Raw genomic sequence first — 12,323 nt, forward strand, 5'->3', positions numbered from 1 at the left:
ATTGTCTGCAACCTCTATCATATGATATTTTCGCAGATTTTAGAAGTCTAGCAGTAGAATTGCTAACTTTCTGACAAGTTATCAATAATAGTATGTGTCGGAATACGTTGGATCTGATTCAAATAGTGCGATGCCGAGAATCATGAAAATCATGAAGATAATGAAATAAATTACGATAACTGCGGCCATTACAATAAATGTAGCAATGGCAAAGTTCCTTCTTGGATTGGCACGATCAGCTGCCCAGATGATCAGCATGATGATATTGACTAGAGGGATACCTGTTAATACCAATGTCCATACCCATTGCATGATTCTCATTTGACCATTGCTTTGATGGTCTCTTTGTTGTGGTTCCATAAAAAATCGCTCCTGACATAGGTAAAATAATGACAAAAATAACTATAATGGATAGTTTCTGTTAATTCAACCAGTGTCAGTAAGTTTAGAAAAGCTGTCGTTGAGCCATTTTAAGGACTTTTTTCCTGATTTGCAGCTTGTTCCAGCCTTTGCTTTGTTTCCAGCATTTCCAGTCGCGTCATTGGGTCAAAAAGTCCTTCGGCAAGCGTCATATCAATGTATTGGATAGCTTTGTCCAATTGGGAATCCATTTTATTTACACTCCCTCTCCATAGGTTTTCTCTACTACCGTGTTTTGTTAACACTTCCAGTATAATGGCACATAATCGCATCCTTTATACTAGGTAAATTGCAGCCTGTTCTCCGAAAATACTTCTTTCTAGAAGTTGTCCGCCAACTCCTCTTTCGATATGCTTAATTTACTGAAAAGATGAGGTGAGGAACATGCTATACGACATCATCATTCTCGGAGCTGGTTCAATGGGAATGAGTGCAGGTTATCAGCTGGCAAAGCAAGGACAGAAGGTATTGATGCTGGACAGCTATCATCCTCCGCATACCCACGGAAGCCACCACGGGGAAACAAGGATTATCCGTCATGCATATGGCGAAGGGGAGGCTTATGTGCCATTTGCTCTCCGTGCCAGAGAATTGTGGAAGGATCTTGAGCAGAGGATCAAAAGAAACATTTTGCTTGAAACAGGTGTATTAAACTGCGGGCCTGAATCAAGTCCTTTTATACAGAATGTCTTAAAGAGCGGTGAAAAATATGACTTGGATGTGCAAAAGCTTACTTCGGACGAAATGAAAAAACGTTGGTCAGGTTTGACTATTCCCTCTGATTATTTCGGCGCTTATGAAAAGGATGCAGGTTATCTGTTAACGGATCAGATCTTGAATGGATACGCTGAACTTGCTGCTTCCCATGGAGCCAAACTTGCAGGAGGCCAGCGTGTAGAAAAAATACATATAAAAAAGGGCAAAGTCAAAGTAAAGACTGATAATGAGATATATAGTGGAAAGAAGCTGATCGTAACAGCAGGAGCATGGGGAGGAGAATTGCTGTCACAGCTAGGACTGCAGCTGCCGATTACAGTCACCCGGAAGACATTCGCTTGGCTGCACGCTGATGAATCTTTTCAGGAAGGCAAATTTCCTTGTTTCAGCTTTGACACGGATATGGGTACATATTATGGGTTTCCTGATGTAAACAGGACTGGATTGAAAATCGGACGTCATGACACCGGGTTGCAGATACACCCAGATCGGAAGAGTGATCCATTCCATGATGGTGACGCAGAAGAGCTGTTAAGCTTCCTGTCTCGATTTATGGGCGGCGGAACATTTCGGCTTCGGGAAGGGAAAACATGCATGTACAGCATGACTCCCGATGAAGATTTTATCATTGATCATCATCCGGATTACCCTGAAGTCATGTTCGCACTCGGCTTTTCAGGCCATGGATTCAAATTCGCCAGTGCAGTAGGTGAAGCTCTCAGTGAAATGGCACTGGAGAAGGAATTGACAGTGGATATGAAGCCTTTTCGTTTAAATAGATTTGAATAGATGCAGTGTTTGAATGTTATTGTTAAAGAATGGACATAAATCAAAGCAAGGTGACTTTCTATCATGTTATAATAAAGGAATAGACTATTTTTTGTAAGGAGATGCTGTATCATGCCACCAAGCGTGCGTTTGATTCTGATCTTGGCGGTGGCCTTGCTTACTGTCGGGCTCTTATTTTATGGAGCTGTCAAAAGTAAGCAGATGAGGGTGCCTTTCATGATTTTGGGGATATTATTAGCATTCATCTATATCGTTTCATTTATCGTATTATTTGTTATATAAAAAGCATGCACAACTATCGTGCATGCTTTTTATATTTTCTACAGGAAAGCTTACCATTCATTTCTAGTAACGGTGAAATTGAAACATTATTGTAATGTTTTGTCACACTTTCGTATAGTATACTGTTTCCGGAGATTACTTTATTTTCTATTCATTACAGATTAATCATACTAGGGCTATAAGAAACAAAAATCAAATAAATAGATTCACAGGGGGAACGGATTTGAGAAAAAAATGGCTGCATATCGGTTTGGCTGCAGTGATCGGAACTGCTGCACTTGTCTTGCCGGTATCTAGTAATGTTGCTTTTGCCTATGAGGATTTGGATGAACAAAGAGAAGAAGTCGAACGGAAGAAATCGGAGAATGAAGAGCAGCAAACAGAGAAGTCAGAGAAGCAGGATGACTTGCAGGCTGCTGCTGAGAAACTCCGCACTGAGTTAGAGGAAATCGATGGCAAAATCGGTGAAACGAACACCAAACTAGCAGATACAGAATCTGAGATTTCCAGCTTGGAATCTGATATTGATACATTGAAGAAGGAAATTGCTGATCTTGAAGTCCGGATCGAAGAGCGTCACGGTTTGCTGAAGGATCGGATGCACTCTTTGCAGAAAAGTGGGGGTCAGGTAAAATATTTGGATGTCATCATGGAATCCAAGAGTTTTTCGGACTTCCTGAACCGTGTTGATGCTGTAAGCACAATCATGGGAGCCGATCAGGATTTGATGGAAGCTCAGCAGCAGGACTTAGAAGATGTTGAATCCAAGAAATCAGAGCGTCAAACAAAGCTTGTTCGTGTAGAGAAGCAGGCAGATGTCTTAAAAGAGACAAAGCAAACCTTGACAGATCAGCAGAAAGAGAAGGACAAGCTTATTGCAGATGTTATGGAAGAATATGATGTAACTTCTGAAGAACTTGTCAGTCTGAGTGAGGAATCCGCATTGCTGGCTGCCCAGGAAGAAGCTATTGCTGCAGAGGTTGCTTACCGTGATAAGCAGAAAGCAGAGGAAGAAGCACGCAAGGAAGAAGAGCGTCAGCGTGCAGAGCAAGCAAAGCAGGAAGAAGCTGCTAGAGTAGCAGCAGCTGAAAAAGAGGCAGCTGCCGAAGCGGAAAAAGCTTCTGCATCTGCTGCAAGCGAATCGGCAGTAAAACAAGAGCCGAAGCAGAAAACATCTGAGCAGAAGCAAATAGCAGATACGAAGTCGGCATCTGCTAAGTCAGCTTCAGCTCCAGCTAAACAGGCAAATACTGCACCAAAACAGAAGCAGCAAACATCCAAGGCTCCTGTGTCCAGTGGTGATTTCATTACACCAGCACCTGGCAGTATTACTTCCGGTTTCGGACCAAGATGGGGTACATTCCATTACGGAATCGATATTGCAAAGCGTGGATCTAATGTGCCGATTTGGGCAGCAGCTTCTGGTACGGTGTCACAAGCCTATTATTCTTCCAGCTACGGAAATGTGATTTTTGTGAGCCATTCTATTGATGGAAAAACATATACCACTGTATATGCTCATTTAACCTCGATGAAAGTTAGTGCAGGTCAGCGTGTCTCCCAAGGGCAGCAGATCGGAACAATGGGGAATACAGGTATGTCACAAGGACAGCACCTTCATTTCGAATTGCACACAGGTGCATGGAACGGCAGTAAATCAAATGCAGTGAACCCGATTCCATATTTGAATTAAGTAATACTCCAACACTCGTAAAGGGTGTTGGAGTTTTTTTGCATTTCGTGTAAAGTGGAAGGAATATATGGAAAAAGGAGGGAGCTGAATGCACCAACCAGCATTAGATAGACTAGCAGATATTTTAGCAAATGAAGAGGAAGTCAAAGCCATATTCGTAAAAGGATCTTTTGGCAGAGGAGAACAGGACCCGTACTCTGATATAGATTTATATTGCCTAGTGGAAGAAAATGACTTAAATCACTTTCTGATGAAAAGATTGACCTTGCTTTCCGCATATAAAAATGTGCTTTATAGCGAAGAGCTATTTATAATTGCGCCACAGTTAATTGTTGTTTACGAGGACTTCCTCCATGTGGATTTGTTCACAGTAACGGAAAAGACGTTTAAACAGAGCGACTATTTTCAAACTCTTTTAGATCCGCATCACTTGCTGGATCAATTCAAAGAAACACAAAACCTGACGATGTCAGATGAAGAATATGGCAGCCAGATAATAGATTTGACATGGTTTCTCTTCCAGTATCGAAAAGCTGCTCTGCGAGGGAATGGTGCATGGGCAGCTGCTATGCTTCAGCAAGTTACCGATCCGCTCGCCAGAATGCTTTTGCATCATTATGCACCTGGTCGTGCACAACTTGGTTTGAAACGAGCGGAGCAGCTGCTGCCTTTCTCTATTTTTTCCGAGTTCAAAATAATCTTGGATAATGTCACTCCATCAGGGCATCAAAAAGCAGCAACGGCTATTCTTCATCTGCTCACCCGAGAACAATCTTTTCTGGAAAATCATCTTAGAGAAGCAGAAAAACAAGTAGTCTATCCTTTTTTTCAAAGGTTGATTGCAGAAGTATCTCTTCTTAATAAGTAAAAGAAAAAGCGATATCCTTCAGGATATCGCTTTTAATCTATACTAGCTTGAACCGACCACCGGACATCGCTATTCGTCTGTGAATTAAGCTTCTCCATCAGATCTGTTGCTTCCATTTCATTACGGAACAGCATATCTGAAGATGAACTAGAATGTTTTAGGTAGGTTTTCGTTCCGTTCGCTTCTCGGACAATTCTGTAGAGCATCGAACCCACTTCCTTACCTATTTATTATATTTCTATATCCATTGTCTCATAGGAAATGACGAATGTATATGAATTAAATCGAATATACCATTAAGATTCTGTGGCAAATTAGTATAATCTGCATTTTCTTAGCGGACTTCTAACGGAGAGTAGGTCAAAAGTAATCACAAGATTTTCTATGCTCATGAAAAGAATCAATTTATGTATATGTTGTAAATTATTTACATTCAAACAGACAGAGTGATAGATAAATGGCTGTTCTTATTGAGAATAAGTCTCCCGTAACAATTTTCTTTCTTTTACAACAATTAAACATATCTTCACAATACTTTAAACACTAGCTTCACAATCAGCTTGTACAGTTAACAATATAGGAACAATTGAAAGGAGTAATGCTGTGAAGGCTATGTATTTTTCTTTAATGTTGCCTTGGAATGAACCTCAGGAAAAGATAGTGCAGGATGCAGCTGAAAGCTGTCTGTCTGGCTTTATGCAAGCAGAGGAGGGCGTCACATGAAAATATTGGTTACCAATGATGACGGTGTCTTCTCTCCTGGTGTAGAGGCGATGATTGAGACACTGCAGCATTTCGGCGACGTATATGTCGTTTGCCCAGATCAGGGATTCAGCGCTGTCAGCCAATCTATTACTTCACGGCAGCCTGTTCGTGTAAAGGAGATGTATCATTTTCCGGGTGTTGCTGGAGCTTGGAGCCTTAACGGTACTTCTGCTGATTGTGTCAAGCTCGGTGTGGAAGTATTGCTTCCGGAAACACCGGATTTCCTTTTCTCAGGGATCAATCTGGGACCTAGTCTGGGGAGGGATGTGTATTACTCCGGCACGATGGCCGCGGCTGTGGAGGCTGCCCTATATAACATCCCGTCTGCCTCCGTCAGCTTGAATATTAGCTCTGTTCACCATGTGAACTATTCCAAGGTAAAGACTCTTTTCTATCAGGTTGCAGAAGTTCTGCTCCAGCATAGATCGAAATCGGTCGGTTTACTGAATGTTAATTTGCCGAATGTCGATAAACGGGAGTACAAAGGGATTCAAGTCATCCCGATGGACATGAGTGTATCGCGGTATCGCTTCGTTGGCCTGCATGATCCCCATGGTGAAGTATATTATTGGCTGAAGGATCAGCTTCGGGAGCTGGAGAACTTTCATCCGGCAAGCGATTATCTTTTGTTGAAGGAAGGATACATAACCGTCTCACCGATTGAATTGCGCACCCACTATAAACGCAAACAAGAACAAGTAGAACGCTGGTTTAAGTCTATGGAGACAAATATATCAGAGTAAAGGGAGAGATTGGGATGAAAAGAAAATGGATGGCAGGTATCGTAGGTACTGCATTGTTTGCACTTACAGCATGCGGGCAAGAGGAAGCCGGTACCAGTGCAGGTGCTTCGGACGGAGAAATCGCTGGTACGCTCAGCTTCTATACATCCCAGCCGGATGCGGATGCTCAGAAATTGGTCGAGGGCTTTGAAAAGCTCTACCCGGAGGTGGAAGTAGAAACATACCGTTCTGGTACCGAAGAAGTGATTTCCAAGCTGAATGCGGAGAAGATGGCAGGAGATGTACAAGTCGACGTCCTGCTCGTTGCGGACAGTGTGACATTTGAGGATTTGAAGGAGCAGGATATGCTGCAGGCCTATGAGTCTGGAGAATTGGCTAGCGTCCCGGATGAATTTGAAGATGCTGATCATTATTATACAGGAACGAAAATCATGGCAACAGGAATAGTAGCCAATACCGAATCAGGTGACGTACCAACTAGCTGGAGTGCATTAGAAGAAGCTGATGCAAAGGCTCAGACAGTCATGCCTAGTCCGCTTTACTCTGGTGCTGCAGCATACAATCTTGGTGTTTTGACCAGACAGGATGCTTTTGGCTGGGAATTCTATGAAAAGCTCAAAACCCAAGAAACTGCAGTAGTAAAGGGAAACGGTGATGTATTGAAATCTGTTGCTTCCGGTGACAAGCAGTATGGTGTAATTGTCGATTATCTTGCTGCCAGGGCCAAAGCGGATGGATCTCCAGTTGAGCTCGTTTATCCAGAGGAAGGTGTCCCGGTCATCACGGAACCGATCGGTATCACAAAGGATACAGATAACACTGCAGCAGCAGAAGCTTTTGTTGATTATGTTTTATCTGAAGAAGGACAAAAGCTGGCAGCAGAGCTGGGCTATACCCCGATCCGTGAAGGAATCGATGCTCCGGAAGGGCTGAAGACATACGATGACATGAAAGTATTACAGGCTGATACAGAAGCATTGTATACATCACGCAATAAAGACAAACAGCAATTTGAGGACCTGTTCGGTAAATAAGCAAATGGAGGGCAACCCATGCAACTAACTATGAAATCAAGACAGCTGGAAGAAGGCGGGCATACCGCCCTCCGCAAGCTTCCTACTATAATCGGGATGCTGATCCTCATCTTCTTTTTCCTGCTGCCGATTGTCAGGCTGATACTAATGAGTTTCACCTCTGGAGAGAGCCTCTCTGTCAGTGCTTATTCAGAGGTGCTCAGGGAGTCTGTCACTTGGAAAACACTTTGGAATACAATTTATATCGTCCTCGGTAGTACTGTCTTGTCCATGATACTCGGCATAACGATGGCTGCAATGATGGCATATACAGATGTTCGCGGTAAGTCTGTTATGCAGCTGTTCATCTATTTGCCTTTCATCATTCCGTCTTATATTACGACACTTGCTTGGGTACAGTTTTTCAGCAGTTCAGGTCCGCTTGGTAGATTGCCTGAATGGCTGATGCCTAATCTATACAGTGTCGGAGGAATTATATTCGTACTCGGTATATCACATTACCCGCTTGTCTATTTGATGACAGTACAAGTGTTCCGCAGAATTCCTCGTGATGCAGAACTTGCTGCAATGGTCTCGGGTGCGTCACGTATCTCAACCTGGAGAAAAGTGATTCTTCCGATGGCCCTGCCTGGTATTTGCAGCGGAGGTTTGCTAGCGTTCTTGTCCAATCTGGATAACTTCGGTGTGCCAGCTTTTCTAGGTATACCTGCGAATATCCGTGTACTGAGTACATACATCTATGAACAAGTCATCGGCTATGGACCAAGTGCCTTCAGTCGGGCAGCTGTTCTTTCCGTATTGCTTGGTATCGTTGCTGCAGCTGCTACGCTGATTCAAGTATGGCTTTTAAGAAGAAGCAAAGTTGCAGAAACAACTGTGCCGGATAATGAGCCTCGAATCCAGCTGCGCCCAAGCCGGAGGAAAATCTTGCAGACAGTCCTTTGGATATTTCTGCTAAGTACAAGCCTGGTGCCTTTTTTGGCAATGGGTACAGTCAGTTTGGTTCAAGCATATGGAATCGATTTGACATGGGAGAATTTATCTCTGGAAAATTATCGCTATATCTTATTTGAGGATGAAAAAGTAATTCGATCCTTAAACAATAGTCTTCTGCTAGGACTCATCACTGCATTTGTCTGTCTTATTTTCGGAACTATATTTGCTTATTACCGTTCCCATAGGCAAGGAAGATTTCCAAAGATATTGGAAGCGATTATTACGATGCCTTACGCCCTTCCAGGGACGGTACTGGCGCTATGCATCATCTTGATGTGGATGCAGCCATTACCTGGCTGGTATCCAGGTGTGTATGGCACACCAGCTATTCTATTGATCGCTTATATAACGCGGTTCTTTGTATTACAGTTCCGAGGCAGCTACACTGCTTTCTCGCAGTTGGATGCTCGGATGGAGGAGGCAGCGCGGACGAACGGCGCTAATCTTATTACAAGATGGAGGCAAATTCTCTTGCCGCTTATTTTGCCGGGTGTCCTGAGTGGTGCGCTGCTTGTTTTGCTGACATCGCTGACAGAGCTGACTGTCTCCAGTATGCTTTGGTCCAGCGGTGCCGAGACAGTCGGAGTGATCATTTTCAGTTTCGAGCAAGCTGGTTACAGCACGTACTCGACTGCATATTCGTCATTGATTGTCCTGGCAATTCTGCTCGGGGGTATTGCTTATCTCGTGTTGCAGCGTAAATGGAGTCAAAGGGGGAAAAAAGCATGATCACATTACAAGGATTGGAAAAGCATTATGGGAAAACCGCTGCATTGAGCCAAGTGGATCTGACGATACCAGAGGGGGAATTCCTCGCTATTCTCGGTCCGTCTGGCTGTGGAAAAACTACATTGCTGCGATTGCTGGCTGGTTTCATGAAGCCTACGGCCGGTGCTATACGATTCGGTGATAAAGAAGTAGCTAATTCCAAACATAGCAGCAAGCCGGAAAATCGTAATATAGGCATGGTTTTCCAATCTTTTGCCCTTTGGCCTCACATGACGGTCGAGGAACACATACGCTTTGCATTGAGAAATCATCGGTTTACCCAAAAACGGACGGTCGAAGAACAGGCAGAAAGAGTAACTGAGGTATTACAGCTTGTCGGAATGGAATCTTTCCGGAAAAGATATCCTGCAGCACTATCAGGCGGACAGCAGCAGCGTGTAGCCTTAGCTCGGGCAATCGCTCCGGAACCTGATATTCTGCTAATGGATGAACCGCTTAGTGCTCTGGATGCGGAATTGCGTATCAGTATGCGAAAGGAAATCAAGCAGATTCACAAGAAGCTGGGTGCCACCATCATCTATGTTACGCATGATCAAGGAGAGGCTTTGGCAATGGCTGATCGAGTGCTTGTCATGAAGCAAGGCAAGATTGAACAAGCAGATGCTCCAGAAACAATCTATCAGCGTCCGGAAACTCCTTTTGTGGCTACGTTTGTTGGGAAAGCAAATTTAGTAGAAGGTACGTGGCATGGTGACCATTTTGTACCTGCCGGCAGTCAAATACGCTGGAGGGATAATGGCGTATCAGAAAAGCTGAAACAAAAGCAGCTTTATCCTGTCCGACCGGAGGAATGGCAGCTGTTACCGGCAGAAGCGGATGGATTGAAAGGAGAAGTAATCATAAGCCAGTTCCAAGGCACAGAACGGCATTACGTGATTCGGGTGGACAGTCAGGATTATCAGGCATCTCAGCCAATTGCTGCTTCAGCATGGCGTGAAGGAGAGCTGGTGTCGTTGCAGGCAAGAGCAAAAGAGACGCAGTATACAACCGAAGAAGTGCTGATAGAATTAAGATGATAGTAAAACTGGACTCCCGTGAAAGGGAGTCTTTTTTCTTGAAGGAAATTGGATACAAAGACAGAAATAATGGATAGAGGTGATGCATTTGAAACGGGATATGTCTCTTATCAGAAGTCTCCTGCTGGATATCGAAGCAGAATTCACAGAGGGAGGTTTTGCGCTGGAAGTAACAGAAGAAGATGAGTATTCCGAAGAAGAAATGAATTATCACTTGCAGCTGATGAAGGAAGCGAAATTAATTAAAATGGATACCGTTCTTGATGAGGAAGAGGAAGAAGAGGAGCTGCTCATCTATGGGTTGACCTGGGATGGACATGAGCTCTTGGACAGTATCAGGGAAGAGGAAGTATGGCAGCAGCTACTCGTAAAGCTGAAGAGAGAGAAGGGCAGTATGCCGTTTTCCGTTCTGCGTAAACAGGCGGCGAAAGCAGCGGAAGCATTTTATGCTTCCGAATAATTTATCAAAAATACGATGGGATTTTTGAAAAAAAGAAGTTTTAATTACTAGCCAACTTGGCAAAACAGAAGTATCAAGATTATGGGAGGGTTAGATATGCTCTGCATCTTTTCCGCCGCGAGGGATAAGTTCCGGGAAGACTACCAAAAACAGCAGCAGGCGGCTAAGCAAGGCGCCAAGACTGATACTGCTGCCAAGAAATAAGAAAAAGCTGCGCACTTATAAAAAGCGGATGCGAAGTAAAGACTACAGATAAAAAGCAAAAGAGGTGCAGGCAGGTGCGCAGTCGGTCTACATTCATCAAAGGATTCATGTTAGGGATTGTCATTGCCCTGGCAGTATGGTTCGTCGTAACTTATATAGCTTCTAAATTTGTATGATATAAGAAAACACAGCTGTTATAGCTGTGTTTTTTTCTGCTTGTGGGCGTTGTTTTCATATTCTGTTTCCGGATGACCGTATTCGCCATTCATCGCTTGTTCATCCTGATCCAAACCGATCGCTTCTGCTGCTTCATCACGCTGATTCGATTTATCTTGTCTTTGCTGCATCTATCCCACCTCCTGCCGATAGTGTGGCACTCCTGGCAGTAATTATGTAAGGACAGTCTAGCTGCCCCTCTATTTTAACGCTGCTGCGTGGAATAGTAATAGTTGTTATACGGATAAGGTGTTGGATATGGATAAGGAACAGGATAAGGCACTGGGTAAGGAGCGTTATATCCATATTTATAACCATAGCCCGGTCCGCTGATTAAAGCACTGCCAAGAAGACCTCCTGCCAATCCGCCAATGAATGGGATGAAAGCGAATCCGAACCGCTGATCCTCCTGGTTTGTTCTGTAGTCTGCTGTATATGCTGATTGTCCATATGGATGCGAATAGTGTGTATAGCTCATAAACATTCCTCCTGTCCCTTTACTTTATGCACAGCAGTCTAGGGAAGGATGGGCAAGTATCTTGACGATCGAGAAAAGATTTCCAAGCTAGAAACTCATTGGCAGGACTAGTTTTCAGGCAAGGACATACACTAGTAATGACACGTTCATGTTTGTAAGCCAAGGTGACTGGGTATTAAGCGTTATGGACTAATTTTGGACATACATAACGAGAAAAGGACTTGATTATGCAGAAACTTCTTACGCTTTTTTTATTGACTTTCTTTTTTATCAGTAACCTATGTCTGGTTTTATACCTGCCATTAAAGGATCTGAAACAGAATGTCTATCCTGCAAGAGTTTATGCGGATGAAAGAACCCAGCCTATGCTATCGGAGAAGGATACGCATTCTGAAAACGGCCCTGCATCCATCGTCTTATCTGAAAGAGATGATCGAACGAAAGACTTGGCAGAAGCGACAATTGAACAAAAACAGTATTCAGCTGAAGAAATCGAGCTGCTTCAAAGGTTAGTACAAGCTGAGACGAGCGGAGAGGACTATCCCGGCAAGGTGGCAGTGGCTACTGTCGTCCTTAATCGTATCGAAAGTGATGAATTCCCTGATTCAATTCATGATGTAATCATGCAGAAGGGGCAGTTTCAGCCTGTAAGCTCGGGTGTCATATGGCGAAGTGAACCAACAGAAGAAACGGTACAAGCAGTGGCGGATGCATTGATGCAAAAAGATAATATGCAGGACATAGTCTGGTTCATGAATCCGGAAACAGCTACTACAAACTGGATAGCAGAAACACAGGAGCATGTGGAACAGATTGGCAACCATGTATTCTACCGTTAATATGGAAGTGTTTT

Annotated in this window: 15 protein-coding genes; 10 read left to right on the forward strand and 5 right to left on the reverse strand. The window is 43.6% G+C overall.

What is annotated here, in order from left to right; all coding sequences use genetic code 11:
• Positions 1-81: 81 nt before the first annotated feature.
• Positions 82-360 (reverse strand): hypothetical protein, encoded by a 279-nt coding sequence (locus ACH6C1_RS13020; protein WP_095222880.1) that lies wholly within the window; start codon positions 358-360, stop codon positions 82-84.
• A gap of 110 nt (positions 361-470) precedes the next feature.
• A complete protein-coding gene (locus ACH6C1_RS13025; protein WP_374077650.1) occupies positions 471-611 on the reverse strand; it encodes a hypothetical protein in 141 nt (46 codons plus the stop codon).
• A 193-nt stretch (positions 612-804) separates the two neighbouring features.
• On the opposite strand from ACH6C1_RS13025, the gene solA reads away from it, so the two are divergent.
• The 4 genes from solA to ACH6C1_RS13045 all read left to right on the forward strand — a co-directional run bounded on the left by solA (position 805) and on the right by ACH6C1_RS13045 (position 4,769).
• Positions 805-1,926 carry an N-methyl-L-tryptophan oxidase gene (gene solA, locus ACH6C1_RS13030; protein WP_374077652.1) on the forward strand — a complete coding sequence of 374 codons (1,122 nt, stop codon included), beginning with the start codon at positions 805-807 and terminating at the stop codon, positions 1,924-1,926.
• A gap of 111 nt (positions 1,927-2,037) precedes the next feature.
• Positions 2,038-2,208 carry a hypothetical protein gene (locus ACH6C1_RS13035; RefSeq protein WP_176465717.1) on the forward strand — a complete coding sequence of 57 codons (171 nt, stop codon included), beginning with the start codon at positions 2,038-2,040 and terminating at the stop codon, positions 2,206-2,208.
• A gap of 223 nt (positions 2,209-2,431) precedes the next feature.
• The gene (locus ACH6C1_RS13040; protein WP_374077654.1) at positions 2,432-3,901 is read left to right on the forward strand and encodes a murein hydrolase activator EnvC family protein; all 1,470 of its coding nucleotides are present in this window, start codon (positions 2,432-2,434) and stop codon (positions 3,899-3,901) included.
• 88 nt (positions 3,902-3,989) lie between these two features.
• A complete protein-coding gene (locus ACH6C1_RS13045; protein WP_374077656.1) occupies positions 3,990-4,769 on the forward strand; it encodes a nucleotidyltransferase domain-containing protein in 780 nt (259 codons plus the stop codon).
• Between the two features lie 32 nt (positions 4,770-4,801).
• On the opposite strand, the gene ACH6C1_RS13050 is transcribed toward ACH6C1_RS13045, so the two are convergent.
• Positions 4,802-4,975, reverse strand: coding sequence for a hypothetical protein (locus tag ACH6C1_RS13050; RefSeq protein WP_176465718.1), 174 nt, complete (start codon positions 4,973-4,975; stop codon positions 4,802-4,804).
• Positions 4,976-5,488: 513 nt separating this feature from the next.
• On the opposite strand from ACH6C1_RS13050, the gene surE reads away from it, so the two are divergent.
• The 5 genes from surE (at position 5,489) to ACH6C1_RS13075 (ending at position 10,572) form a co-directional block, all read left to right on the forward strand.
• Entirely contained in the window at positions 5,489-6,277 is a 789-nt protein-coding gene (surE, locus tag ACH6C1_RS13055) for a 5'/3'-nucleotidase SurE (RefSeq protein ID WP_374077659.1), read from the forward strand.
• A gap of 14 nt (positions 6,278-6,291) precedes the next feature.
• Entirely contained in the window at positions 6,292-7,311 is a 1,020-nt protein-coding gene (locus ACH6C1_RS13060) for an ABC transporter substrate-binding protein (protein ID WP_374077661.1), read from the forward strand.
• An 18-nt stretch (positions 7,312-7,329) separates the two neighbouring features.
• Positions 7,330-9,036: an ABC transporter permease gene (locus tag ACH6C1_RS13065; protein ID WP_374077663.1), complete on the forward strand. Its 1,707-nt coding sequence runs from the start codon at positions 7,330-7,332 to the stop codon at positions 9,034-9,036.
• Positions 9,033-10,112 carry an ABC transporter ATP-binding protein gene (locus tag ACH6C1_RS13070; protein WP_374077665.1) on the forward strand — a complete coding sequence of 360 codons (1,080 nt, stop codon included), beginning with the start codon at positions 9,033-9,035 and terminating at the stop codon, positions 10,110-10,112. Before ACH6C1_RS13065 ends, ACH6C1_RS13070 begins: the two co-directional genes overlap by 4 nt.
• Positions 10,113-10,200: 88 nt before the next feature.
• Positions 10,201-10,572 (forward strand): DUF2513 domain-containing protein, encoded by a 372-nt coding sequence (locus ACH6C1_RS13075; protein WP_374077667.1) that lies wholly within the window; start codon positions 10,201-10,203, stop codon positions 10,570-10,572.
• Positions 10,573-10,970: 398 nt separating this feature from the next.
• Here ACH6C1_RS13075 and ACH6C1_RS13080 read toward each other — a convergent pair whose 3' ends face one another.
• Both ACH6C1_RS13080 and ACH6C1_RS13085 read right to left on the reverse strand, forming a co-directional pair.
• Positions 10,971-11,123 carry a DUF4021 domain-containing protein gene (locus tag ACH6C1_RS13080; protein ID WP_366249394.1) on the reverse strand — a complete coding sequence of 51 codons (153 nt, stop codon included), beginning with the start codon at positions 11,121-11,123 and terminating at the stop codon, positions 10,971-10,973.
• 74 nt (positions 11,124-11,197) lie between these two features.
• Positions 11,198-11,470: a hypothetical protein gene (locus tag ACH6C1_RS13085; RefSeq protein WP_374077669.1), complete on the reverse strand. Its 273-nt coding sequence runs from the start codon at positions 11,468-11,470 to the stop codon at positions 11,198-11,200.
• 227 nt (positions 11,471-11,697) lie between these two features.
• On the opposite strand from ACH6C1_RS13085, the gene ACH6C1_RS13090 reads away from it, so the two are divergent.
• Positions 11,698-12,309 carry a cell wall hydrolase gene (locus tag ACH6C1_RS13090; protein WP_374077670.1) on the forward strand — a complete coding sequence of 204 codons (612 nt, stop codon included), beginning with the start codon at positions 11,698-11,700 and terminating at the stop codon, positions 12,307-12,309.
• The last annotated feature ends 14 nt before the right edge of the window (positions 12,310-12,323 follow it).

The organism is Terribacillus sp. JSM ZJ617, assembly GCF_044383785.1.
Lineage (GTDB): Bacteria > Bacillota > Bacilli > Bacillales > Amphibacillaceae > Terribacillus.